Raw genomic sequence first — 25,288 nt, forward strand, 5'->3', positions numbered from 1 at the left:
GCGCGATGTCGGAGCGAATGCCGCCAAAAGATGGCAATTAGGAGAACGTTAGTACAGCGTCCGCAGCGGCCGTTGCGCCGAGCCATAGGGCACCCAGCGGCAGGCGAACGAGACGTAGCCGCCATAGCGCGCATCGACGGCGCGGAACTTCGCGACCTTGCCGTAGGAGGCGCAATGATCGACCGCGAGCTGGCGCGCATCCGTGCGCTGGGCCAGCTGGTAGGCGATGATGCCGCCGGTGTCGTTGCCCTTGAAGGGCGGCACCACGTCGGCGTGGGCCGATGCGGTAGCCAGCAGCATCCCGACGGCCACGAGGCCTGCAGTCTTCACGAGTCCGGCCTTCAGCGTCCGCATTGCATTCTCCTTGAGCTGGCCTGCCATCCTAAAGGTCCTGTGCGGTCAAGAAAAGAACACCAGCCTCGCGTTAACAGGACTAATCGTGGAGTGTTGCCGCGTTGCACTTGACCTCCTGTGGCCGCCGCGGCACGGTCCACGCTCCCGGATCAGCCTTGCGGACGGCCCATGCGCGACTTCAGCTCACCTTTCAAGATGTTCGGCGCCGCCTGTGGCGCGCTGCTTGCCGCTATCGTCGCCACCGCCCCGGCTCAGGCCGCCAATCCGCTCGAAATGAATTTCTGGCTCTCCGGTCCGAAGTACGAAGGCCGGGTTGCCCCCTGCGAGGCGGCCATTCCGACCATCGTGTCGCGATTCCAGGACAAGGAGAGCACCTTCTGGAATTCCTCGCTGACGATCACCGGCGTCGCCAACGTCCATGAGATCGCCTTCCGCCCCTGGCAGTCCGACAATATTCCGCGCCGCTTCTGCACCGGCAGCGTGATGATCAGCGACGGCAAGGCGCGCACCGTCAACTTCTCGATCATCGAGGATGGCGGCTTCGCCGGCTATGACCAGGGCGTCGAGTTCTGCGTCGTCGGCCTCGATCGCAACTGGGCCTTCAATCCGGCCTGCCGCGCCGCCAAGCCCTGATTCGATTTTGTCGGACCATCGGCCGCTCGCGCGGGCGGCCGGCTGACGAATGGCTGCCTCGGGGCAGCCATTTTGTTCTTGAAATGTTCCAACGCGCTGCTAGGCTCCTGGCATTGTCCGGGGAGTTCGCCATGTTCGATTGCCTGCGCCGACCTGCCGTCCTGTTGTCCATAACGATCGCCTGCTTTGCCCTCTTGGTGGGTGTGCTCGCGGCTGGCTCCGCCGAGGCGCAGGACCGTCGCCAGAACGCGCCGGGCGCGTTCGACTTCTACGTTCTCTCGCTATCCTGGTCGCCCTCGTACTGTGCCGAAGCCGAGGAACGAGGCGGCCGCGGCAACCGGTCCCAGCAGTGCGGCGGCCGGCCCTACTCGTTCGTCGTGCACGGGCTGTGGCCGCAATACGAGAACGGCTACCCCGAATATTGCGAGCAGCCGGCGCCGCGCCTGCCGCGCAACATCATGACCTCGATGCTCGACCTGATGCCGGCGCCGGGCCTGATCTACAACGAGTGGGACAAGCACGGCACCTGCGCCGGCCTGTCCGCGAAGGCCTACTTCGAAATCATCCGCAAGGCCCGCGCCGCCATCAAGATCCCGCCGGAATTCCTCGATCTCGCGGAGGCCAAGACGGTGGCGCCGGGGGCGGTCGAGGAGGCCTTCATCAAGGCCAACCCCAAGCTCACGACATCGGGCATTGCCGTCACCTGCAACCGCACCAGGCTGAGCGAGGTCCGGATCTGCCTGTCGAAGGATCTGGAGTTTCGCAACTGCGACGAGATCGACCGCCAGGCCTGCCGGCGCGACGAGGTCAACATGCCGCCGGTGCGCGGCGGCTAGCGGGGCGACCGCAGTGGGTCGGCCTGCGGCGCCTCTCGCCGCGGCGCTGATCCGATGCTCTCTGGATCCATCCGGCGCATCGACGGGGTACCCTTTTGACGCGGAACGGCGTAACTCGTACCGCATGAACTACCGACACGCCTTTCACGCCGGCGGCTTTGCCGACGTCATCAAGCACATCGTGCTGACGCGCATCCTGGTCTACCTCCAGGAGAAGCCCGCTGCGTTCCGGGTGATCGACACCCATGCCGGCGCAGGCCTGTACGATCTCACCGGCGACGAGGCCATCCGCAGTGGCGAGTTCCTCACCGGCATCGCTCGCGTGCTGCAGGCGCGCTTCTCCGAGCAGGCCTATGCACTCTTGTCGCCCTATCTCGACATCATCAGATCGTTCAATCCGAAGGCCGAGCTCGTCGCCTATCCCGGCTCGCCGCTGATCGCGCGCGCGCTGCTGCGGCCGCAGGACCGCATGACCCTGTGCGAGCTCGCGCCGATCCCCCGCAAGCAGCTGATCGATCAGTTGCGCCGCGACACCCAGGCCCGCGTCGTCGATCTCGACGGCTGGGTCGCCCTGCCCGCCTTCGTGCCGCCGAACGAGCGCCGGGGCGTGGTGCTGATTGATCCGGCGTTCGAGGCGAAGGATGAGTTCGAGCGGCTCGCGGACCGCTTTGCTGCGGCCTTCGCAAAGTGGACCACCGGTATCTACGTGCTCTGGTATCCCGCCAAGAACCGGCGTGCGACGGAAGAGCTGACCGATCGCGTCGCGGCGCTCGCGGCCGCGGCCAAGCCGCCGGGCAAGGTGCTGCGGATCGAGTTCAGTGTTGCGCCGCAGATCGAAGGCGAGGCGCTGACCTCGACCGGGCTGCTGATCGTCAACCCGCCCTGGACATTGCATGACGAGTTGAAGCTCATCCTGCAGGAACTGCAGAAGCCGCTCGGCCAGGGCGGCGCGGCGCGCTTCCGGATCGAATTCCCCAAAGCTTGAAACGGCGACTGGTCGAAAAGCCGTAGTCAATCGGCGCGGAACCGTATTATTGTGTCTGATTGTAAGACTGGCTTTACGTTCCGCTTCCGCGAATGGTTGCGGCGGGGTGATCAAGGCCTAACAAGATCCAGACGATCCGGCGTGGCGAGCGCTGGGCGTTAAGGTGGCCAACGCTTTCCGATCAAAGTGATGTCCGGTCGGACGCTGCGCAGAGCGCGCAGTGGAGGAAGCATTGCGGGGGAGGAGTTTCCCGATGGCCATGACTGGGACGGTCAAGTTCTTCAATGGTGAGCGCGGCTACGGCTTCATCAAGCCGGACGACGGTGGACGCGACGTGTTCGTGCACATCACGGCGGTGGAGCGCGCGGGCCTGAAGGATCTGACCGAGGGACAACGGATCAGCTTCGAGGTCGAGCCGGACAAGAAGGGCAAGGGCCCGAAGGCGGTGAACCTGGTCCTGTCGTCTTAGGGCGAGCCCACCAGGCGACGGTTCACGCACCAGCGTGAGACTGCAGCCGCGGGCGCCTCGACGGCACCTCATTCGTTCGTTTGGAAGCTGCCGGCAGCGCCGCCGGCTCGCGTGCACAGCATTGCCGGCTCGTACGTGCAGGCCGCGCGCGATGCTGCATACCTCCAGATTGCACGGAGCACTACGACAAAAGGGACTCCGACAAAAAAATCCCGGCCGCGCGAGCGGCCGGGAGGTTGTCGTTGGACGTTTCTTCTTCCTATTCCCTCGTTGCCATCAGAAGTGGAAGTTGATGCCTGCGCGCACAATTCCAAACCGATAGTCGTTCTTCGCCCCCGTGATCACGAAATTGCTGCTGTCGAGATCGACGTAGAGATACTCGATCTTGGCGGTCCAGTTCTGCGCCAGGCCGAACTCGGTGCCGGCACCGAGCGTCCAGCCCACCGTGGTGTGCGATTCCGAAAGACCGAAGGTCTCGGCGCGCAGGCCGCCAAAGGCGAGGCCGCCGGTGCCGTAGAACAGGATGTTGTTGAAGGCGTAGCCGGCGCGGCCGCGCAATGTGCCGAACCACGGGTTCGAGAACTTCCACGGCGCGAAGGTGTCGTTGGCGCCGGTCAGGTTGATGTCGCCCTCGGCGCCGAACACCCACGGGCCGTTCTGCCAATTGTATCCCGCGGTCAGGCCGCCGGTGAGACCGGACGGCTTGGTCGGGTTGTTGCCGACGGTGCCCCATTCGTAGCCCAGCGTGCCGCCGAGATAGGGGCCGGCCCAGCTATAGGCGTTGAGGGGCTGGTTCACGGTATAGGGCGCGCCGCGCCCATAGCCGAGATCGGCCGCCTGCGCCGAGACCGATCCGAGAGCCGCCGCGGCGGCAGCACCGACCAAGAACCTGTTCATCGCTCACTCCACGCAACTCGCCGTCACCACCCGGAGCGTGCGCCGCGCGACTGTGCTGCGCGGGCCGACGTGGTTACGGAACTCTCGCTTCTTTCGTGAGCTTTTATCGAGAGTTTTAGGTTAAGCCGTTGTTAAGCCGGGTTACCCGGCCATTAACGTGCTTAACGAAGCGTTACCGCCCTGCCCTGTGCATGGCGCCATCGCAAGCTGGCGAGGCGGCGCGGCAGCGCTTAATTTGTTGGACATGACCACCCACAGCTCCGACCCATCCAAGGCGCCGACGCCCCCGAGCCGGCGTGGCGCCTCTGCCGACCTGCCCCCCGAGGCCATCGACACGCCCGATCTCGATCCCGCCGCCTCGGCTGCGGACGAGGACGATGACGGCCGGCTGCCGGAGCTGGCTGAGGAGAGCCTGGAGGCGGTCGGCGAGGGCCCGCTGGCGATCGGCCATGCCGCGATCGAGAACGCGGTGCGGCTGGCGCCGACCTCGCCCGGCGTCTACCGCATGCTCAACGCAGCCCATGACGTGCTCTATGTCGGCAAGGCCAAGAACGTCAAAAAGCGGCTGTCGTCCTACGCCCGCGCCAACGCGCCGCTGCCGGCGCGCATCCTGCGCATGATCGCTGCCACCGTGACTGTCGAGATCGTCTCCACCACCACGGAGACCGAGGCGCTGCTGCTCGAAGCCAACCTGATCAAGCAGCTCAAGCCGCGCTTCAACGTGCAGCTGCGCGACGACAAGTCGTTCCCCTACATTCTGATCACCGGCGACCATTGGGCGCCGCAGATCCTCAAGCACCGCGGCGCGCAGTCCAGGCCGGGGCGCTATTTCGGTCCGTTCGCCTCGGCCGGTGCCGTCAACCGCACCATCACGGCGCTGCAGCGCGCCTTCCTGATCCGCTCCTGCACCGATTCGTTCTTCGAGAGCCGCACCCGCCCCTGCCTGTTGCATCAGATCCGCCGCTGCGCGGGTCCCTGCACCCAGGAGATCGACTTCCCCGGCTACACCGAGCTCGTGCGCGAGGCGACCGACTTCCTGTCCGGACGCAGTCAGGCCGTGAAGGCGCTGCTGGCGACCGAAATGGAGAAGGCGTCTGGCGAACTCGAATTCGAGACTGCCGCTGTCTATCGCGACCGTCTCGCGGCGCTGTCGGCGATCTCCTCGCAGCAGGGCATCAACCCGCGCACCGTCGAGGAAGCCGACGTGTTCGCCATCCACCAGGAAGGCGGCTATTCCTGCGTCGAGGTGTTCTTCTTCCGCACCGGCCAGAACTGGGGCAACCGCGCCTACTTCCCGCGCGCGGAGAAGAGCTATCTGCCGGAGGAGGTGCTGTCGGCGTTCATCACGCAGTTCTACGACGACAAGCCGCCGCCGAAGCTGATCCTGCTGTCGCATGAGATCGAGGAGGCCGAGCTGCTCGCCGAGGCACTGTGCGTCAAGGCTGGCCACAAGGTCGAGGTGTCCTGCCCGAAGCGCGGCGAGAAGAAGGACCTCGTCACCCACGCGCTGACCAATGCGCGCGAGGCGCTGGGCCGCAAGCTCGCCGACACCGCAACGCAAAGCCGGCTGCTGGAGGCGATGACCACGACGCTCGGCCTGCCGCAGGTCCCGAAGCGCATCGAGGTCTACGACAACAGCCACATCCAGGGCACCAACGCGGTCGGCGCGATGATCGTCGCCGGCCCCGACGGCTTCATGAAGAACCAGTACCGCAAGTTCAACATCAAGTCGGAAGGTCTCACGCCCGGCGACGACTACGCCATGATGAAGGAGGTGCTGCAGCGCCGCTTCAAGCGGCTGGTGTCACCGTCGGAGAAGGATGTCGCACGCGTGGCCAAGGAGGACGACGTGCCGCAATGGCCCGACCTCGTCATCATCGACGGCGGCCGCGGCCAGCTCAATGCCGTCCGCGAGATCTTCACCGAGCTTGGCGTCACCAACGTCGCGCTGATGTCGGTCGCCAAGGGCCCCGATCGCGACGCCGGCCGCGAGACGCTGTTCATCCCGGAGCGGGAGGCGATCAAGCTCGAGCCGCGCGACCCCGTGCTGTATTTCATCCAGCGGCTGCGCGACGAGGCACATCGCTTCGTCATCGGCTCACATCGCAAGCTGCGCAAGAAGGACATTCGCGAGGCCGGCCTGCAGGAGATCCCCGGCATCGGTCCGTCGCGCAAGCGCGCGCTGCTGCACCATTTCGGCACGCTGAAGGAGATCGAGCGCGCCTCGATCGCCGATCTCGGCAAGGTGCCCGGCGTGAGCGCCGAGAGCGCGCGGAAGATTTTCGAATACTTTCACAGCAACGCGGGTTGAGGCTGCGGCCTCCCGATCCGGCGCAAGCCCGGCTCTCTCCGCCCGTTCATTTCGGGGGAGCCCGCAGCGAGCCCGGAATCCATACTCACAGGCGGCGTGGGGACGGGACCCGTTGTGGCGCTCATCCCCGCATCATCCAGACAATCGTGGTTATGGATTCCGGGCTCGCGCTACGCGCGCCCCGGAATGACGGAGCGGCCGGGCCCGCCGCCTCCCGACGGCGCTGCCAGCACGCAGAAAGTATTTTACCCGGATATAAATATCCGATATACGCCCGGGTGATAATCAGGAGCCCGTCATGACCCCCGACCAGCGCAAGGTGGCCGTCGCCGCCTACAAGGAGCGCAAGAGCCCTGCCGGCATCTTTGCCGTCACCTGCGCCGCCACCGGCGAGCGCTGGATCGGCTGCGCGCCGGATCTCGACAAGATCCAGAACCGGCTGTGGTTCACCCTGCGCCAGGGCGGCCACCGCCGCGGCGGGCTGCAGGCGGCGTGGACCGCCCACGGCCCCGACGCGTTCAGTCTTGAGGTGATCGAGACGTTCGATGAGGAGACGCTGGCCTATGTCCGCGACCGCGTGTTCGCGGAACGCCAGGCGCATTGGTGCGCGGTGCATGGCGCGGAGGCCATCTGAGGCTTCCTCTCAAACATTCGCCCGGCTGTCACCGCACTGCAATAAGGTCGCGGCCACGCGTCGCGGCCGCCGATCTGGGCACTGGCGCGACCGCGTCCGGTTGCTTAATGAAGCGTTGCGGCTCGCGTTGCCTCGCGCGCGAGAGTTCCTATCTCCGCAAGGCTTTGTTGCGATTTGCGTCATATCTGCGTCATCCTGTCCGGGCGGCTCGGCTCGAAGGTTGACGTTCGCACGGCATCAGTATTGGTACACGGGATGAATATTGCGACCACACGCGTGCCCAGCAAGACGTCGACGTCCCTGCCGAACATCCTGACCTATACGCGCATCGCCGCGATACCGGTCGTGGTCGGCTGCATCTACGCGCAGTCGGTCTGGATGTATCCTTTGTGGCTCCGCTGGGTCGCCGTTGCGGTGTTTATTGCGGCTGGGATCACCGACTACCTCGACGGTCATTTCGCGCGGATCTGGAACCAGCAATCGGCATTCGGCCGTATGCTCGACCCGATCGCCGACAAGCTTCTGGTTGCCTCCTGCCTGCTGATGCTGGCCGCCGACAGCACCATCCAGAACTGGTCGCTGTGGGCGGCCATTGTGATCCTGTGCCGCGAGATCCTGGTGTCGGGCCTGCGCGAATATCTCGCCGCGCTGCGCGTCTCGGTGCCGGTGACCAAGGTCGCCAAATGGAAGACCACGATGCAATTGGTGGCAATCGGCTTCCTGCTCGCGGGCGAGGCGGGCGATGCCGCGGTCGCCCAGATCTCGACGGCCGTTGGCCCGATCGTGAGCGGGATCGGAATTTGGCTGCTCGGCTTGTCGGCGGTCTTCACCATCTACACCGGCTACGACTATTTCCGCGCCGGCATCCACCACCTCATCGAGGCAGACTAGCGATGAAGGTGAAGTATTTCGCCTGGGTGCGCGAGCGCATCGGCAAGGCCGAGGAGACCATCGAGCCGCCGGCGGATGTCCGCACGGTCAGCGAGCTGATCGCCTGGCTCAGCGCGCAGGGCGAGGACTACGCCTATGCGTTCGAAAAGCCCAAGGTGATCCGCACCGCCATCGACCAGACCCATGTGCAGCCGGATGCGGCCATCGCCGGCGCCCGCGAGATCGCGTTCTTCCCGCCGATGACCGGCGGCTGAGGCCGAGCGCCGGACCGGCAGACCAGGACACGGCATCATGACCGCGATCGTCACCGTCCGCGTGCAGCACGAGGATTTCGACACCGCCGCCGAGATCGCGGCGCTCAGCCATGGCCGCACCGACATCGGCGCCGTCGTCACCTTCTCCGGCCTGTGCCGCGGCAACGACCATGACACGCCGATCAGCGCGCTCACGCTCGAGCACTATCCCGGGATGGCGGAAGCGGAGATCATGCGCCATGCCGAACAGGCGATGACGCGCTGGCCGCTGCAGGGGCTGACCGTGATTCACCGCTTCGGCCGGATCCGGCCGGGCGAGAACATCGTGCTGGTGGTGACCGCGTCGAGCCACCGCCAGGCGGCGTTCGAGGCCGCGGAGTTCCTGATGGATTATCTCAAGACCAACGCGCCATTCTGGAAACGCGAGGAAACCGAGGACGGCGGCAGCTGGGTCGAGGCCAGGAGCCACGATGACGCCGCCGCAGCGCGCTGGACAAGGTGATGGCGAAGACGGTCAAGACGGCAGCGCCGCGCAAGGCGGCGGCACTGAGGCTGCCGAAGGTCAATGCGGGCGAGCTGGTGAGCCTGCTCGACTACCTGCGCTACGCCGTGAGCTGCTTCCAGAACGCCGATCTGGTGTTCGCGCACGGCACCACCGATCCGGTGTCCGAGGCCGCCTTCCTGATCGGCGAGGCGCTGCATCTGCGCCCCGATCAGTTCGAGACCTTCGTCACGGCCCGGGTCACCGCCGCCGAAGGCAAGACGATCCTCGACCTGATCTCGGCCCGAATCACCACGCGCAAGCCGGCGGCGTATCTGGTCAACAAGGTCTATATGCGCGGCCTGCCGTTCTATGTCGACGAGCGCGTCATCGTGCCGCGCTCGTTCATCGGCGAGCTGCTGGAGACGCATTTCGGTGGCGCCGAGGGCGACGGCACCTCGCTGATCGACGATCCCCTGGCGGTCGACAGCGTGCTCGACCTCTGCACCGGCTCCGGCTGCCTCGCCATCCTCGCGAGCCGCCACTTCCCGAATGCAGTCATCGACGCGGTCGACATCTCCAAGGATGCGCTCGCCGTCGCGGCGAAGAACGTCGCCGCCTACGATCTCTCCGGGCGCGTCTCGCTGCACCGCGGCGACCTGTTCGCCCCCCTCAGCCAGCGCCGCTACGATCTGATCATCACCAACCCGCCCTATGTTGATGCCGAGGGCATGGCCGGCTTGCCGCGGGAATGCCGCGCCGAGCCGGCGCTGGCCTTCGATGGCGGCGCTGATGGCCTCGACATCATCCATCGCATCCTCGGCCAGGCGCGCGACCACCTGACCGCCGAAGGCGGGCTGTTGTGCGAGGTCGGCCGCGACCGTCCGCAGATCGAGGCGGCGTATCCCGACCTGCCGCTGCTCTGGCTCGACACTGAGGACTCCGAGGGCGAGGTGTTCTGGATCACCGCGCGCGATCTCGTCTGAGACGCGGCTGCCTGAGGCGCACCCGCGCGGTTGGCGCGAAATGACGCGGCGACTTCCAATATGCGGCACAATCTGCTGCTGCTGTGCAGAATCCGCTCACCAGGGCAGCAGGAACGCCGGACCTTTGACATTTCCGTCTGCGCGCGAAGCTGATAACTTGCAGCCGGCCCGGATCAGCGGCTGACAACGTCGGCGTACGCATTCAGGCCCATCAAGCACGATCCGTTTCGGCAAGCTTTTCTGGCACCGGTTCGCCACCTTTCCGGATCATGCTGCCGCCGTCGCACAACCGTCCGAGAGGTCCCCATGCTGGACAAGAGCCCCCGCCCCGCCGTCACCGTTCCGAATGATCTTGCCGCGCATTGGATGCCGTTCACCGCGAACCGCGCGTTCAAGAAGAACCCGCGCCTGCTCGCCGGTGCCAAGGATATGCACTACATCACCGTCGATGGTCGCAAGATCATCGACGCCGCCGCCGGCATGTGGTGCTGCAATGCCGGTCACGGCCGCAGCCAGATCGCCGAGGCGATCGGCAAGCAGGCCGCGGCGCTCGACTACGCGCCGCCGTTCCAGTTCGGCATTCCCCAGGCCTTCGAGCTGGCGAACCGCATCGCCGATCTCGCGCCCGCCGGCCTCGATCACGTGTTCTTCTGCAACTCCGGCTCGGAGGCGGCCGACACTGCGCTGAAGATGGCGCTGGCCTACCACCAGATCAACGGCCAGGGCAGCCGCACCCGCCTGATCGGCCGCGTCCGCGGCTATCACGGCGTCGGCTTCGGCGGCACCTCGGTCGGCGGCATCGTCAACAACCGCAAGCTGTTCGGCACCTTGCTGACCGGCGTCGACCACATCCCCGCCACCTATGACCGCGAGAAGCAGGCCTTCACCAAGGGCGAGCCGGAATACGGCGCGCACTTCGCCGATGAGCTCGAGAATCTCGTCAACCTGCACGGCGCCAACACCATCGCCGCCGTGATCGTCGAGCCGATGGCCGGCTCGACCGGCGTGATCCCGGCGCCGAAGGGCTATCTCAAGCGGCTGCGCGAGATCACCCAGAAGCACGGCATCCTCTTGATCTTCGACGAGGTCATCACCGGCTTCGGCCGCCTCGGCTACGCCTTCGCCGCCGAGCGCTACGGCGTGACGCCTGACCTTCTCACCTTCGCCAAGGGCGTCACCAACGGCGCGGCACCGATGGGCGGCGTGCTGGTGCGCGACACCATCCACGACGCCTTCATGAGCGGCCCCGAGCACATGGTGGAGTTCACCCACGGCTACACCTACTCGGCGCATCCGATCGCCTGCGCGGCCGGCCTCGCCACGCTCGACATCTATCGCGACGACAAGCTGTTCGAGCACGCCCGCGCGATCGAGCCGAAGTTCGCCGACGCGGTGATGTCGCTGAAGGGCCTGCCCAACGTGCTCGACATCCGCACCGTCGGTCTCACTGCGGGCATCGATCTCGCCTCGCTGCCGGACGCGGCCGGCAAACGCGGCTACTCGGCGATGGAGACCGCTTTCCACGACAACGACCTGATGCTGCGCATCGCCGGCGACACGCTGGCGCTGACCCCGCCGCTGATCGTCAGCGAGGATCAGGTCGGCGAGATCATCGAGAAGGTCGGCAAGGTCATCAAGGCCGTCGCATAAGCCGCGCGCGGACATCGTCAGCCAACAAGAATGGCGGCCCCGGTGGCCGCCATTTCCTTATCTGGACTGCTTCCCAGCAGCGGTCATTCCGGGGCAATCGTCAACGCGGCCACGCGTTGGCGATTGACCCCGGACTCTCGCTTGCCCTGCAAGGATTGCCGCAGAACGGCACGCCTGATTGCCGGGAACCTTCGCAAATCCTCCACGTTCATGTCGCGAGCCGGCGGTTTGCGCGGCGAACGGATTGTCGGAGGACGCGCATGCTTGCACCGCCAGGAGAGCTGTTGCGCTTGGGACTCGAGCAGAGGCTCAACCGCGTCAAGCGCGCGACCCAGTCCTACATACGTGATCGCGCGCGACAGGCCACCGGCACCGTGACGTCCTACGCCGTCGCGGCCGGGATGTTCGCCACTGCGGGCCTCTTCCTGATCGCCGCCTGCATTGTCGGGCTAACGGCGCTGTTCCGCTGGGTGGAAATGACCTACGGCCTGTTCACCGCGTTCGCGGTGGTCGGCGGCATCCTGGTCGCGCTGGCGGTGATCTGCGCGATTATCGCCGCGGTGAAGCTCCGCAGCCCGTCGCCGCATTATCCTTCACTCTCCAGCCGGCTGCGCGTGGCGATCGCCGCGCCGGTGGCCCAGGAACCCGATGCGGACGAGATCAATCCCGACACCATCCCCTTGGCTCCGTCATCGACGTCGCCGAATCACGCGAGCGGAGTTGCGGGCGCACTCGGACGGGTCAACGTGCCCGTCGGTGTCGCCGTTGCGGCACTGCTGCTCGGCGTGGCCGCCCTGCGCAGGCGTCACCGCAGCAAGTGAGCCTGCCCGGACAGCGACAGGCGCGGTTCGACGGACATCGAAGCATAACCGGCTCAGTTGAGCTGATCCGCGTCGGGATCGCTGCCGCTCCTGGAGCGCCTACATGCGCCGATTAGGCGAAGGGCGTCGCGAGCATGTCTGAAGATGTCTGGAATCCGCACGGCGCGTACTCCGGCGTTCTACGGACCCGCGACACTACGATGACACTCCGCTTGCCGAGCTGAACTTGCGCAAATGACACGCAGACGAGAAATCATCGGCGTCTCCCGGTATTTGAATCCTGCCCACTATCCTCGCGAATCAACAGAAGTGCTAAGGTTGCGTTCGGTTGGGAGCGCCGCGCAGCATGATCCGTATCTCCACGATTTTCATTGCCGTTTGTATGGTTCTGGTCGCGGCCTCGCTCGGCCTGATCCTGTATTCGGTGGCCGGTATCAGTGGCTCGGAATCGGCGATCGTCGCGCTCACCGCACTGACCTTCCTGATTCTCTACAACGCCGTGTCGATGCGACTGCGCGACCGCACCGATGTCGGCAGCCAGATCGCCGATCTGTCACGCGGCACCGCCGACCTCGCGCGCCAGGTCGCCGAGTTCGGCCGGCGGCTGTCGGCGGTCGAGGGACGCATCGTGTCGTCGAGTTCGGTCAGCGCTGATCGCCTGCAGGGTGTGATCGGCGAGATCAATGAGCTCGGCGGACTGATGAAGCAGCTCGCCGTCACCGTGGCCCAGCACGAGGACCTGATCGCGGCCATCCCGCCGGCAACACCACCGGGAGCTGGGGCCAGCGCGGTTCGCGACGCCGATCGTCCGCTCCCGGCGACCGCTTCCTCCAGCGGCGCGCTCGAGATGAACGCGCTGCCGTCGAGCGGCTTCGAGCAGAAGGTGGCCGAGACCTCCAAACCGCAGGCCCCGGCGGTCGCTGCCGTGCCAGCAGCCTCCAAGATCACGACGCCAGCTCCGTCGGCGCCGGTTGCCCCCGCCGTGCCGCGCAGCCAGCCGCAGATCCTCGCCGCCGTCAAAGGCGCGATCGAGGACAACCGTCTCGACATCTATCTGCAGCCGCTGGTAACGCTGCCGCAGCGCAAGGTGCGCTTCTACGAGGCCGTAACCAGGCTACGCGACGAGCGCGATCAGGTGGTCGCGGCCGAGGACTTCATCGGCATCGCGGAGGCCGCCGGCCTGGTCGGGCGCATCGACCACATGGTCCTGCTTCGCTGCGTCCAGGTGCTTCGCCGCCTGATGGTTCGCAACAAGGACGTCGGCATCTTCTGCAACATCTCCTCGGCCACCCTGAGCAGCCCTGCAAACTTTTCACAATGCCTCGATTTCCTCGAAGCCAATCGCGCTCTGGCGCCGTCCTTCGTGCTCGAATTCAAGCAGTCGACCTTTCGCAGCCTGGGCCCGACCGAGACCGAGCACCTCGCGGCCCTGGCGCAGCGCGGCTACCGCTTCTCGATCGACCACGTCACCGACCTCCGGTTCGAGCCGCGCGAGCTCGCTGATCGCGGTGTCCGCTTCATCAAGGTTCCGGCCGTGCTGCTGCTCGACCCCAAGCAGAGCTCGGCCTCGGACATTCATCCAACCGATCTCTCCGATCTGCTGGGCCGCTTCGGCATCGACCTGATCGCCGAGCGGATCGAAGGCGAGAACAGCGTCGTCGACCTGCTCGACTACGACGTCCGCTTCGGCCAGGGCTTCCTGTTCGCGCCGCCCCGCCCATTGCGACCGGAGGGCGCATCTGCTACCGGCGATGCCGCCGCCGGCCCATCGGGCGGGCAGGACATCAAGATTCAGGACCCCAATGCCGCCGGCACCACCTCTCTCGACGTGTCACACACCAACGCTCCGACGCGCAGCGGCAATGCCGCCCTCGCCCGCCGTGTCGCCGGCACCATCTGAGATCAGCCGCCTGCCATGACCGTTCTCCGCTTCGAAGAGCGGCTGCGCGATCTCGTCGGCCGCAAGCAGGTTTTGCTGAGCGACATCTGGGGCGTGGTCCATAACGGGCTGGAGTCCTTCCCCGACGCCTGCGACGCGCTGCACCACTTTCGCCGCCAGGGCGGTACGGTGATCCTGATCACCAACGCACCGCGTCCGGCCGATTCGGTCCAGCGCCAGTTGCGCAAGCTCGGCGTCGCCGACGAGGTCTACAGCGCCATCGTCTCCTCCGGCGATTTGACCCGCCACTACGTGGCCGATCATCCCGGCGGCAAGGTGTTCTGGCTCGGCCCCGAGCGCGACAACTCCATCCATCGCGGTCTCGACCTGGCGCTGTCGCCGCTGGAGGAAGCCTCCTACATCATCTGCACCGGCCTCTACGACGACGAGACCGAGACCGCCGAGGACTACCGGCCGATGCTGCTGCGCGCCCGCGAGCGCAGGGTGCCGCTGATCTGCGCCAATCCGGACATCGTGGTCGAGCGCGGCGACCGGCTGATCTATTGCGCCGGCGCCATCGCCGAGCTCTACCGCGAGCTCGGCGGCGAGGTGATCTTCTACGGCAAGCCGCACCGGCCGATCTACGAGCGCGCCATGATGCTGGCCGAGCAGCACGCCGGCCGGCCGGTGGCGCGCGAAGAGGTGCTCGCGATCGGCGATTCCGTGCGCACCGATCTCGCCGGCGCCCACGGCTTCGGCATCGACTGCCTGTTCGTGACCCGCGGCATCCATTCCGAGGAGTTCGCCGGCGTCGAGCAGCTCGACCCGGCCTCGGTCAAGGAGCTGTTCGGCCACCCGCCCCGCGCGCTGATGCGCGAATTGAAGTGGTGAACGGATCCTGAAACGAAAAACGCCCGGCCGAGTGCCGGGCGTCTGTCCTGTGGGAGTGGATCAGGCGGGCTTCAGGCCGTCGCCATGTCCGGGAACACCGCCTCGATCTTGGTCTTCAGCGTCGCGGCATTGAACGGCTTGACGATATAGTTGTTCACGCCGGCCTTCTTGGCCGCGATCACGTTCTCGGTCTTGGATTCCGCCGTGATCATGATGAACGGCGTGGTCGCCAGGTTCGGATCGGCACGGACCTCGCGGAGCAGGTCGTAGCCGGTCATCGGCTCCATGTTCCAGTCCGAGATCACGAGGCCGTATTTCTTGGCGCGCATCTTGTTCAGCGCCATCGAGCCGTCGCTGGCATCGTCGATGTCCTCGAACCCGATCTGCTTGAGAAGATTCCTGATGATACGGATCATGGTGCTGTAATCGTCGACGACGAGCACCGGCATCGTCAAATCAACCGCCATCTTGACTCCCCCAGACGCGAACACAACGCGCAGACTGTTACAAAAACGCTGTTGCGGCACGGGTCGTAACCGACCCCGCCATCCGCTCCGAGCAGTAGCATCAGCCGTTAAACAGCGCGTTAACTGCGCTGCGTCTGCATGTCGCTATTGCTGCGCTGCATGAGCGGAGGAACCCCTTCGGCTTGACTTCGCGGAGCCGGCCGCCCACGGTCGAGGGCAACGCCGCCAGACGGCGGCCCACCGAAATCCGCGAGATATTTCCGTCACATGCCCGATTTCAAGATCATCCGCGATTCCACCCCGCCGTCGGACATCCTCAGGGGCGCGGTGGTGGCGATGGGCAATTTCGACGGCGTCCATCTCGGTCACCGGGCCGTGATCGAGGCGGCGATCGACATGGGGAAGGCCAAGGGGCGGCCGGCGCTGGCGCTGACCTTCGAGCCGCATCCGCGGCGCTTCTTCAGCCCCAATACCCCGCAGTTCCGCCTGACCGACGAGACCGCCAAGCTGCGGCTCCTGGCCGGAACCGGCCTTGCCGGCGCCGTGGTCATGGCCTTCGACAAGGGCCGCGCCCAGACCTCGGCGCAGGATTTCATTCACCATGACCTGATCGGGCGGCTGGGGATCGCCGGAATCGCGGTCGGCTACGACTTTCATTTCGGCAAGGGCCGCGTCGGCTCGCCCAGCCTGCTCGCCAACGAGGCCCCCAAGCTCGGCATCGAGGTCGACATCCAGGCCCATGTCGACATCGACGAGCGGCCGGTGTCCTCGACCGCGATCCGCGAGGCGCTGGCGGAGGGCCAGGTCAGCGAGGCGACCGCGATGCTCGGCGGCCCCTGGTTCGTGAGCTCCGAGGTGATCCACGGCGAGAAGCGCGGCCGCGACCTCGGCTACCCCACCGCCAACATGCGGCTCGACCGTGATTGCGGGCTTCGCCACGGCATCTATGCCGTCCGGGTCGGCCGCGGCGCGAGCCGGGTGCTGATCGACGGCGTCGCCAATTTCGGCCGCCGGCCGACCTTCGACAATGGTGCGCCGCTGCTCGAGACCTTCCTGTTCGACTTCCATGGCAGCCTCTATGGCGAGGTCCTGGACGTCGCCTTCATCGGCTTCATCCGCGAGGAGGCCAAATTCGGCTCCATCGAGGCCCTGATCCGGCAGATGGACGACGACAGCGCCAAGGCCCGCGCCCTGCTGGCGGCCCATCCTGGTCTCTTCCCGCGGCTTGGCGAGATCGGCTGATCCTCCTGCTCCATCGGTGACGTCATTCCGGGGCAGCCCGCCAGGGCTGAACCCGGAATCTCGAGATTCCGGGTTCGATGCTCGCGCATCGCCCCGGAATGACGCTGAACGACGATCCCGCAGCGTTGCTGCCGCAGGATCGCTTTGCGATTCCGCAGTCCGGCTGCTATGAGGAGGCCCCATGTTGATACGGCGCATCATCGGCATTAGCGGCCCGGCTTCCGCCTGAGCTTTGAGCTCGGCGCAAGACCGGGATGTCTCTGCTCGTTCCGCCGCCCGCGATCGAAATCGCGTCTCAGCGCCTCATCTCTCAGCCAGCCAGATCACGATGTCCGAAAATCCGCAAAAGCCCGACGCCCAAAAATCCGACGCCAAGGACTATTCCAAGACCCTGTATCTGCCGCAGACGGACTTCCCGATGCGCGCCGGCCTGCCGCAGCGCGAGCCGGAGATCCTGAAATACTGGGGTGACATCGACCTCTACGGCAAGCTGCGCGACACCGCCAAGGGCCGGCCGAAATTCGTGCTGCATGACGGCCCGCCCTATGCCAACGGCAACATCCATATCGGGCACGCGCTGAACAAGATCCTCAAGGACGTCGTGACCAAGAGCCAGCAGATGCTCGGCCACGATTCCAACTACGTGCCGGGCTGGGACTGCCACGGCCTGCCGATCGAGTGGAAGATCGAGGAGGAGAACTACCGCAAGAAGGGAAAGACCAAGCCCGACTTCCGCGACTCCGCCGCGATGGTCGCGTTCCGCAGGGAGTGCCGCGCCTATGCCGATCATTGGCTCAACGTGCAGCGCGAGGAGTTCAAGCGTCTCGGCGTCATCGGCGACTGGGACCATCCCTACGCCACCATGACCTATCCGGCCGAGGCCCAGATCGCCCGCGAGCTGATGAAGTTCGCCGCCAACGGCACGCTGTATCGCGGCTCCAAGCCGGTGATGTGGAGCGTGGTCGAGAAGACCGCGCTCGCCGAGGCCGAGGTGGAGTATGAGGACTATCAGTCCGACACGGTGTGGGTGAAGTTTCCGGTGACCTCGCCGGCGCATGGCGCGCTCGCCAGCGCCTCGGTGGTGATCTGGACCACCACGCCCTGGACCCTGCCCGGCAACCGCGCCATCTCATTCTCGCCGAAGATCGCCTACGGTCTCTACAAGGTCACGGATGCGCCCGCCGACAATTGGGCCAAGACCGGCGATCTCCTGATCCTGGCGGACGCGCTTGCCGAGGGCGTGTTCAAGCAGGCGCGCGTCACGGCCTATGAGAAGGTGCGCGACATCCCCGGCGATACGCTCGATGCCGTCGAATGTGCGCATCCACTGAAAGGTCTCGCCGGCGGCTACGGCTTCACCGTGCCGCTCCTGCCCGGCGACCACGTCACCGACGACACCGGCACCGGCTTCGTGCACACCGCGCCCGGCCACGGTCGCGAGGACTTCGACGTCTGGATGGCCAATGCGCGCGAGCTCGACGGCCGCGGCATCGCCACCACCATCCCCTACACCGTCGACGAGAACGGCGCGCTGACCGACCACGCGCCGGGCTTCACCGGCAAGCGCGTCATCAACGACAAGGGCGAGAAGGGCGACGCCAACGAGGCGGTCATCAAGGCGCTGACGGACGCGGGCATGCTGCTCGCGCGCGGCCGGCTCAAGCATCAGTATCCGCATTCCTGGCGCTCCAAGAAGCCGGTGATCTTCCGCAACACGCCGCAATGGTTCATCGCGATGGACAAGGACATTGCCGATGACGGCAAGGCCAAGTCCGGCGACACGTTGCGTGCCCGAGCCCTGCGCGCGATCAGCGTCACGCAATGGGTGCCGGCCGCCGGCCAGAACCGCATCAACGGCATGATCGCCAACCGTCCGGACTGGGTGATCTCGCGCCAGCGCGCCTGGGGCGTGCCGATCGCGGTGTTCGTGCGCGAGACAGGCGACGGCTCCGCCGAGATCCTGCAGGACGAGACAGTCAACACCCGCATCGCGGACGCCTTTGAGAAAGAAGGCGCCGACGCCTGGTACGCCGACGGCGCGCGCGAGCGCTTCCTGGGCTCACGCGCCAATGAGGACTGGAAGAAGGTCGACGACATCTGCGACGTCTGGTTCGATTCCGGCTCGACCCACGCCTTCGTGCTCGAAGACCCCGTGCACTTCCCCGGCCTCGCCGGCATCAGGCGCAAGGTCGATGGCGGCCGTGACACCGTGATGTACCTCGAAGGCAGTGACCAGCACCGCGGCTGGTTCCACTCGTCGCTGCTGGAGAGCTGCGGCACCCGCGGCCGCGCGCCTTACGACGTGGTGCTGACGCACGGCTTCACGCTCGACGAGAACGGCCGCAAGATGTCGAAGTCGCTCGGCAACACCGTCGAGCCGCAGAAGGTGATCAAGGATTCCGGCGCCGACATCCTGCGCCTGTGGGTCTGCGCCACCGACTACGCCGACGACCAGCGCATCGGCCCGGAGATTCTGAAGAACACCATCGAGACCTACCGCAAGCTGCGCAACAGCATCCGCTGGATGCTCGGCACGCTGCATCATTACAAGCGCAGCGATGCCGTCGCCTTCGCCGACATGCCGGAGCTGGAGCGGCTGATGCTGCATCAGCTGTCGCAGCAGGCCGAGGTCATCAGCCGCGCCTATGCCGCGTTCGACTACAAGACCGTGATCGCGTCGCTTGCGGCGTTCATGAACACCGAGCTGTCGGCGTTCTATTTCGACATCCGCAAGGACACGCTGTATTGCGATCCGCCGTCGTCGGTGGCGCGCAAGGCGGCGCTCACCGCGATCGACCTGATCTGCGACGCCGTCCTGAAATGGCTGGCGCCGGTGCTGTCCTTCACCACAGACGAGGCGTGGCGGATGTACCGCCCCGACGCCGAGCCGTCGGTGCATCTGACGCTGTTCCCGGATGCGATGGACCAGTACCGCGACGATCATCTGGCGACGAAGTGGGAGACCATCCGCAACATCCGCCGCGTCGTCACCGGGGCGCTGGAGCTCGCGCGTGCCGCCAAGACCATCGGCTCCTCGCTCGAAGCGTCGCCGATCATCTATGTGGCCGATCGCGCGCTGCTCGGCACCTTGTTCGATACCGACCTCGCCGAGGTCTGCATCACCTCGAACTACGAGGTCCGCGAGGGCGACGCGCCGGCCGATGCGTTCCGGCTCGATGCGGTGCCAGGGGTCGCGGTCGTCGTCGAGAAGGCCGTGGGCAAGAAGTGCGCCCGCTCCTGGAAGATCCTGGAGAGCGTCGGCGACGACAAGGAGTACCCCGACGTCTCCCCGCGCGACGCGCAGGCGCTGCGCGAGTGGAAGGCGCTCGGGGTCGGCGTGTGAGGCTCGCTGGTACGACACCCACAACTGTCGTCCCCGCGAACGCGGGGATAACCACCGGCGCCCTTTGTAGACAAAGACAGATGACCCAGAGCCTTTTCCAACAATCGGCCGTCCGCGGTATGGGTCCCGGCGTTCGCCGGGACGACAGCGGTGTTTGCCGCGAGTGGCCCGGCATGATCGCCATCACGCAATGACCTCCCGCCTCCGCCTCGGCCTCATCGCCGGTTTCGCCACCCTGGTCATCGACCAGGCCTCCAAGCTGTGGCTGCTGTACGTGTTCGACCTGCCCAACCGCGGCACGGTCAGGATCACCCCATTCTTCGACCTCTACCTCGCCTGGAACATCGGCATCAGCTTCGGCTGGCTGCAGAGCGAGAGCGCGCTGGCGCAATATGGACTGATGGCGGTGAAGGCCGTCGCGGTGGTCGCCCTCGCCATCTGGATGGCGCGCGCGGAAAGCAAGCTGGCGACGGCCGCGCTCGGCCTGATCATCGGCGGCGCCATCGGCAACGGCATCGACCGGCTGGCCTATGGCGCGGTGGTCGATTTCGCGTTGTTCCACATCCAGATCGGCGGCACGGTTTACAACTGGTACATCTTCAACATGGCCGACGTGGCCATCGTTGCCGGGGTGGCGGGCCTGCTGTATGACTCCTTCTTCGGGGCTCCCGCCGCAAAAGCGCCCTGATCCGGGTCGATACCGGCCGGTGCCGATCCAGGGTCAAGAGCCTGATGATCTTCACGTTTTCGAGATCGGCGCGATGCCTGGACGGCCCCCGTCGAATCGAGGATCGCAATCGGTGGGTTCGCGGCCGGTTCGTCGGAGCACGAGCACTGGACAAGCGAGGACAGGGAAAGCCATGCGCAAGACCGAAGTCAGCGGCCGGATCATGACCCACGCGGCCTTTCGCGCTCTGCGCCTGTCGGCGGCTGCGCTTTGCATCGGCGTCATCATGGCCGCGGGCGTCGCCCGTGCCCAGGAGGACGAGGAAGACGACAAGACCTTCGAAGAGAAGATCGTCGACAACCTGATGCGCGGCCTCGGCGGCACCAACATGGAGACGCCGACCATCAATTATCGCGAGCGCTCGCCGCTCGTCGTGCCGCCCAAGCTCGATCTGCCGCCGCCGGCTGCCGCGACCCAGGCCAATGCCCCGAACTGGCCGAAGGACCCCGACGAGCAGCAGCGCCGTGCCGCGGCCGCCGCGCGCAAGAAGGACAACAAGGATCCGGTCAATGCGGCCCGCCCGCTGACCCCGGCCGAGATGAAGATGGGGCGGACCGCCGCCGCCAAGCCGACCGAGCCGATCCAGCCCGGCGTCAGCAACAACCCAATGATGAGCCCGTCTCAGCTCGGCTTCAAAGGCGGCCTGTTCGGCATGTTCAAGGGCAGCGACAGCGAAACCAAGCCGTTCACCAGCGAGCCGCAGCGCGAGAGCCTGACCCAGCCGCCGCCCGGCTATCAGACGCCGTCGTCGAGCTATGCCTATGGCACCGGCAAGCAGGAGCCGATCGCCGGCAAGCAGATGGACATCATGACCGGCAAGGAACGGTGAGGGCGGCTGCTCGCCGGAGCCCTCCGGACTTGCCGCGTTTGCCGGCATTAGTGAAATTTAACGTCTCGCGGCGGCACCATGCCATCGCCGCTTTGTGACGTCGGGCTCGGTCCGGCGCGATGTAGCATGCTGCGCTCAAACCCGATCGCCCCTCCCCGCGGGCCTTCAGAAGGATCATGATGTCCTCGCACCGGTTCAACTCCGTCGCCGCCGCGCTCGTCTCCCTCGTCGCGTTCACGGCCGGCGCTTCGGCGCAAACGACGTTCGCCTCCGAGCCCCCTGCCAGCTTCACCCTCCCCAACGGCCTGCAGGTCGTCGTGATCCAGGATCACCGCACCCCCGTGGTGACGCAGATGATCTGGTACAAGGTCGGCTCCGCCGACGAGACGCCCGGTAAATCAGGCCTCGCCCATTTCCTCGAGCATCTGATGTTCAAGGGCACCGAGAAGCATCCGGCCGGCGAGTTCTCCAAGACCGTGCTCAAGATCGGCGGCAACGAGAACGCCTTCACCTCGGTCGACTACACCGGCTACTTCCAGCGCGTGCCGCGCGACCAACTGCCCAAGATGATGGAGTTCGAGGCCGACCGCATGACCGGCCTGGTGCTGAAGGACGAGAACGTGCTGCCCGAGCGCGACGTCGTGCTCGAAGAATACAACATGCGCGTCGCCAACTCTCCGGAAGCCCGCCTCAACGAGCAGGTCATGGCGGCGCTCTACGTCAATCATCCCTATGGCCGCCCGGTGATCGGCTGGAAGCCGGAGATCGAAAAGCTCAGCCGCGAGGATGCGCTGGCGTTCTATCGCCGCTTCTACGCGCCCAACAATGCGATCCTCATCATCGCCGGCGACACCGACGCCAAGGAAGTGCGTCCGCTGGTCGAGCAGACCTTCGCCAAGATCCCCGCGCAGGGCGACATTCCCGCGCACCGGCTCCGGCCGCAGGAGCCGCAGCCGGTGGCGCCGCGCACGGTCACGCTGGCCGACCCGCATGTCGAGCAGCCCTCGATGCGCCGCTTCTACCTGGTGCCGTCGGCGACGACGGCCGCGCCCGGTGAATCCGCTGCGCTCGACGTGCTGGCCCAGCTGATGGGCAACGGCAGCAACTCCTATCTCTACCGCGCGCTCGTCATCGACAAGCCGCTCGCGATCAGCGCCAGCGCGTCCTATCAGGGCACCTCGCTGGATCCGAGCCAGTTCTCGGTCGCGGCCGCGCCGAGACCCGGCGTGGAGTTCGCCCAGGTCGAGGCGGTGGTCGACAGCGTGATCGCCGAGCTGGCGCAGAACCCGGTTCGCGCCGAGGATCTCGAACGGGTCAAGACGCAGCTGATCGCGGAGGCGATCTACGCCCAGGACAACCAGGCCACGATGGCACGCTGGTATGGCGGCGGCCTCACCACGGGACTGAGCATCGAGGACATCCGGAGCTGGCCCGATCGCATTCGCGCCGTGACCGCCGAGCAGGTGCGCACAGCGGCGCAGAAGTGGCTCGACAAGAAGCGCTCCGTGACCGGCTATCTGATCAAGGACAATGCGGCCAAGCGCGAGGAGAAGCGGTCGTGATGAACACAATGACCTTCGCGCGCCGCTTCGCCTGCACGCTCGCCGTCGCTGCCGCAGCGCTCGCCGTCACGTCGGCTGCACAGGCCGCAACCAAGATCCAGCGCCTGGTCTCGCCCGGCGGCATCGAGGCCTGGTTCGTGCAGGACGCGACCGTGCCACTGATCGCGATGGAATACGCCTTCCAGGGCGGCGCCTCACAGGATCCGATTGGCAAGCCCGGCGTCGGCAATCTCGTCGCCGACCTGCTCGACGAAGGCTCCGGCGATCTCGACTCCAAGACCTTCCACGAGCGGCTCGACCGCCGCGCCATCGAGCTCAGCTTCCAGGTATCGCGCGATCAATTCCGCGGCTCGCTGCGCATGCTGCGCGACAACAAGGACGAGGCGTTCGAGCTGCTGCGCACCGCGCTGACCTCGCCGCATTTCGACAGCGCCGATGTCGAGCGCATCCGCTCGCAGGTGATCTCCGGCCTGCGCCGCGAGACCACCAACCCGAGCTCGCTGGCAGGCCGCAAGTTCCTCGAGCTCGCCTTCCCCAACCACCCCTACGGCCGTCCGTCCAACGGCACGCTGGACAGCGTGCCGACGATCACCGTCGACGATCTCAAGGACTACACCGGCCGCGTTCTCGCCAAGGACACGCTGAAGGTTGCCGTCGTCGGCGACGTCGATCCGGCGACGCTCGGCAAGCTGCTGGACCAGACCTTCGGCGCGCTGCCGGCGAAAGCGACCCTGACGCCGGTGCCTGACGTCATCGCCACCAAGCCGCCGCAGCGCGTCCTCGTCTCGCTCGACGTGCCGCAGACCGTCATCACCTTCGGCGGACCCGGCATCCGCCGCCACGACCCGAACTTCATGGCGGCCTATGTCGTCAACCACATCCTCGGCGGCGGCGGCCTGTCGTCGCGGCTCTACAAGGAGGTGCGCGAGAAGCGCGGCCTCGCCTACTCGGTCTATGACGCGCTGCTGTGGATGGATCACTCCGCGCTGTTCATCGGCAACACCGCCACCCGCTTCGACCGCGCCAGTGAGACCATCGCCGCAGTCGAGGGCGAGATCCGCCGCATGGCCGAGGAAGGCCCGACCCAGCAGGAGCTCGACGAGGCCAAGTCCTACATCAACGGCTCGCAGATGCTGGCGCTCGACACCTCCTCCAAGCTCGCCCAGGCGATGCTGCAATATCAGCTCGACAAGATGCCGATCGACTACATCGAGAAGCGCAGCGAGATCGTCAAGGCCGTGACCCTGGACGACGCCAAGAAGGCGGCGAAGCAGCTCTGGAGCCAGGGCCTGCTGACGGCGGTCGTCGGCCGCACGCCGCAGGCCGCCGCCGAACCAGTGCAGGTGCCAGCCACCGCGCCGGTGACGAAGACGAACTGAGCGGAGCGCGGCGCTCTCGTCGCCCTGTTTTCAGCAATGCACAATGGCGATTGGTGACTTCGTCATGCCCGGGCTTGTCCCGGGCATCCACGTCTTTCCGAACCCTCGATGGACGTGGATGGCCGGGACAAGCCCGGCCATGACGAACGTTCGCGGCTGACGACCGCCGGCGCCACATAATCGGTGTCGTCCCGGCCTCGAGCCGGGACCCATACCCCCAGGGCGATGTTTGAGGCAGCTTGGTCATTGACACCTCCCGCCTCACGTCGGCTGCGGCGTATGGGTCCCGGGTCGGCGCCGTCAGCCACGCTTCGCGTCGCTGACGGCTTGCCCGGGATGACAGCGGAGGACCGCGCGTTGACTTCCGATAATAATAATTATCTTGCTATTTTTCGGAAATCATGTTCTTCTCCGCCATCCCGCCTCACTGCGGAGGGGCGTTGCGCGCGATCGTCACGACACGCGAGGCGGGGAGCGGTGGCCGCGAGAGATCGCAGCGTCTTCTTGCGAGGGCGCGGACGAACGATCGCTTGCGGACGTGAAGTCGCAGCGTCCTGACACCCCGACGCTGGTGTCACGTTCGCGACGGCGCTAACGCGCCGCGTGGATCATGGTGGCCAACAAGCCCGGCGCACCAGGGAGACTGCGTATAAGCGTGAAGACCACCGCGCGGGGAATGCCGGGACGTCTCGGCTGAACCTTGTATGGGGAGTAAGTTGTCAAGAGGGGCGTCGTTTGTTGGGGGCGGTCTTTGGCGCCAAGGAGAG

General features: G+C 66.2%; 23 protein-coding genes. 20 read left to right on the plus strand and 3 right to left on the minus strand.

Annotation, left to right across the window (positions count from 1 at the left end; genetic code table 11):
• Nucleotides 1-48: 48 nt before the first annotated feature.
• Nucleotides 49-354 carry a hypothetical protein gene (locus tag QX132_RS14435; protein WP_316161655.1) on the minus strand — a complete coding sequence of 102 codons (306 nt, stop codon included), beginning with the start codon at nucleotides 352-354 and terminating at the stop codon, nucleotides 49-51.
• 168 nt (nucleotides 355-522) lie between these two features.
• Between QX132_RS14435 and QX132_RS14440 the strand changes: the two genes are divergently transcribed.
• The 4 genes from QX132_RS14440 (at nucleotide 523) to QX132_RS14455 (ending at nucleotide 3,277) form a co-directional block, all read left to right on the plus strand.
• Complete coding sequence (locus tag QX132_RS14440) at nucleotides 523-987, plus strand: hypothetical protein (RefSeq protein WP_315713599.1); 465 nt, start codon at nucleotides 523-525, stop codon at nucleotides 985-987.
• A 131-nt stretch (nucleotides 988-1,118) separates the two neighbouring features.
• Complete coding sequence (locus QX132_RS14445) at nucleotides 1,119-1,823, plus strand: ribonuclease T2 (RefSeq protein ID WP_315771275.1); 705 nt, start codon at nucleotides 1,119-1,121, stop codon at nucleotides 1,821-1,823.
• 124 nt (nucleotides 1,824-1,947) lie between these two features.
• Entirely contained in the window at nucleotides 1,948-2,808 is an 861-nt protein-coding gene (locus tag QX132_RS14450; protein ID WP_315736607.1) for a 23S rRNA (adenine(2030)-N(6))-methyltransferase RlmJ, read from the plus strand.
• A 253-nt stretch (nucleotides 2,809-3,061) separates the two neighbouring features.
• Entirely contained in the window at nucleotides 3,062-3,277 is a 216-nt protein-coding gene (locus QX132_RS14455; protein WP_006612991.1) for a cold-shock protein, read from the plus strand.
• A gap of 276 nt (nucleotides 3,278-3,553) precedes the next feature.
• Here QX132_RS14455 and QX132_RS14460 read toward each other — a convergent pair whose 3' ends face one another.
• Entirely contained in the window at nucleotides 3,554-4,174 is a 621-nt protein-coding gene (locus QX132_RS14460; RefSeq protein ID WP_315796106.1) for a porin family protein, read from the minus strand.
• A gap of 244 nt (nucleotides 4,175-4,418) precedes the next feature.
• On the opposite strand from QX132_RS14460, the gene uvrC reads away from it, so the two are divergent.
• From uvrC to QX132_RS14510, 10 genes are all read left to right on the plus strand, one after another.
• Nucleotides 4,419-6,485, plus strand: coding sequence for an excinuclease ABC subunit UvrC (uvrC, locus tag QX132_RS14465; protein WP_316161629.1), 2,067 nt, complete (start codon nucleotides 4,419-4,421; stop codon nucleotides 6,483-6,485).
• A gap of 298 nt (nucleotides 6,486-6,783) precedes the next feature.
• Nucleotides 6,784-7,119: a GIY-YIG nuclease family protein gene (locus tag QX132_RS14470; protein ID WP_315736604.1), complete on the plus strand. Its 336-nt coding sequence runs from the start codon at nucleotides 6,784-6,786 to the stop codon at nucleotides 7,117-7,119.
• Between the two features lie 255 nt (nucleotides 7,120-7,374).
• Complete coding sequence (gene pgsA, locus QX132_RS14475) at nucleotides 7,375-8,010, plus strand: CDP-diacylglycerol--glycerol-3-phosphate 3-phosphatidyltransferase (RefSeq protein ID WP_315777991.1); 636 nt, start codon at nucleotides 7,375-7,377, stop codon at nucleotides 8,008-8,010.
• Between the two features lie 2 nt (nucleotides 8,011-8,012).
• Nucleotides 8,013-8,264: a molybdopterin converting factor subunit 1 gene (gene moaD / locus QX132_RS14480; RefSeq protein WP_315736602.1), complete on the plus strand. Its 252-nt coding sequence runs from the start codon at nucleotides 8,013-8,015 to the stop codon at nucleotides 8,262-8,264.
• 37 nt (nucleotides 8,265-8,301) lie between these two features.
• Nucleotides 8,302-8,766 carry a molybdenum cofactor biosynthesis protein MoaE gene (locus QX132_RS14485; RefSeq protein ID WP_315736601.1) on the plus strand — a complete coding sequence of 155 codons (465 nt, stop codon included), beginning with the start codon at nucleotides 8,302-8,304 and terminating at the stop codon, nucleotides 8,764-8,766.
• Nucleotides 8,766-9,731 carry a 50S ribosomal protein L3 N(5)-glutamine methyltransferase gene (gene prmB, locus QX132_RS14490; protein ID WP_315736600.1) on the plus strand — a complete coding sequence of 322 codons (966 nt, stop codon included), beginning with the start codon at nucleotides 8,766-8,768 and terminating at the stop codon, nucleotides 9,729-9,731. The genes QX132_RS14485 and prmB overlap by 1 nt, the downstream gene beginning before the upstream one ends.
• Before the next feature lie 306 nt (nucleotides 9,732-10,037).
• Entirely contained in the window at nucleotides 10,038-11,381 is a 1,344-nt protein-coding gene (locus QX132_RS14495; RefSeq protein WP_316161632.1) for an aspartate aminotransferase family protein, read from the plus strand.
• Nucleotides 11,382-11,641: 260 nt separating this feature from the next.
• Nucleotides 11,642-12,202 carry a phage holin family protein gene (locus QX132_RS14500; protein ID WP_316161633.1) on the plus strand — a complete coding sequence of 187 codons (561 nt, stop codon included), beginning with the start codon at nucleotides 11,642-11,644 and terminating at the stop codon, nucleotides 12,200-12,202.
• A gap of 346 nt (nucleotides 12,203-12,548) precedes the next feature.
• Entirely contained in the window at nucleotides 12,549-14,102 is a 1,554-nt protein-coding gene (locus tag QX132_RS14505) for an EAL domain-containing protein (protein ID WP_315777987.1), read from the plus strand.
• 15 nt (nucleotides 14,103-14,117) lie between these two features.
• Complete coding sequence (locus QX132_RS14510; protein WP_316161635.1) at nucleotides 14,118-14,972, plus strand: TIGR01459 family HAD-type hydrolase; 855 nt, start codon at nucleotides 14,118-14,120, stop codon at nucleotides 14,970-14,972.
• Nucleotides 14,973-15,043: 71 nt separating this feature from the next.
• Here the strand turns inward: QX132_RS14510 and QX132_RS14515 are convergent, their stop codons facing one another.
• Entirely contained in the window at nucleotides 15,044-15,439 is a 396-nt protein-coding gene (locus QX132_RS14515) for a response regulator (protein WP_315736595.1), read from the minus strand.
• A 267-nt stretch (nucleotides 15,440-15,706) separates the two neighbouring features.
• Here QX132_RS14515 and QX132_RS14520 point away from each other — a divergent pair, with 267 nt between their 5' ends.
• The 6 genes from QX132_RS14520 to QX132_RS14545 all read left to right on the plus strand — a co-directional run bounded on the left by QX132_RS14520 (nucleotide 15,707) and on the right by QX132_RS14545 (nucleotide 24,521).
• Complete coding sequence (locus QX132_RS14520; RefSeq protein WP_316161637.1) at nucleotides 15,707-16,681, plus strand: bifunctional riboflavin kinase/FAD synthetase; 975 nt, start codon at nucleotides 15,707-15,709, stop codon at nucleotides 16,679-16,681.
• 328 nt (nucleotides 16,682-17,009) lie between these two features.
• Nucleotides 17,010-20,024: an isoleucine--tRNA ligase gene (ileS, locus tag QX132_RS14525; RefSeq protein ID WP_316161638.1), complete on the plus strand. Its 3,015-nt coding sequence runs from the start codon at nucleotides 17,010-17,012 to the stop codon at nucleotides 20,022-20,024.
• 190 nt (nucleotides 20,025-20,214) lie between these two features.
• Nucleotides 20,215-20,712 (plus strand): signal peptidase II, encoded by a 498-nt coding sequence (gene lspA / locus QX132_RS14530; protein ID WP_315779024.1) that lies wholly within the window; start codon nucleotides 20,215-20,217, stop codon nucleotides 20,710-20,712.
• 202 nt (nucleotides 20,713-20,914) lie between these two features.
• A complete protein-coding gene (locus QX132_RS14535) occupies nucleotides 20,915-21,580 on the plus strand; it encodes a hypothetical protein (protein ID WP_315779376.1) in 666 nt (221 codons plus the stop codon).
• Between the two features lie 176 nt (nucleotides 21,581-21,756).
• Nucleotides 21,757-23,142, plus strand: coding sequence for a M16 family metallopeptidase (locus tag QX132_RS14540; protein ID WP_410052861.1), 1,386 nt, complete (start codon nucleotides 21,757-21,759; stop codon nucleotides 23,140-23,142).
• Nucleotides 23,142-24,521 carry a pitrilysin family protein gene (locus tag QX132_RS14545; protein ID WP_316161640.1) on the plus strand — a complete coding sequence of 460 codons (1,380 nt, stop codon included), beginning with the start codon at nucleotides 23,142-23,144 and terminating at the stop codon, nucleotides 24,519-24,521. Before QX132_RS14540 ends, QX132_RS14545 begins: the two co-directional genes overlap by 1 nt.
• Nucleotides 24,522-25,288: the final 767 nt, after the last annotated feature.

The organism is Bradyrhizobium sp. SZCCHNRI20481, assembly GCF_032485055.1.
In the GTDB taxonomy this organism is placed as follows: domain Bacteria; phylum Pseudomonadota; class Alphaproteobacteria; order Rhizobiales; family Xanthobacteraceae; genus Bradyrhizobium.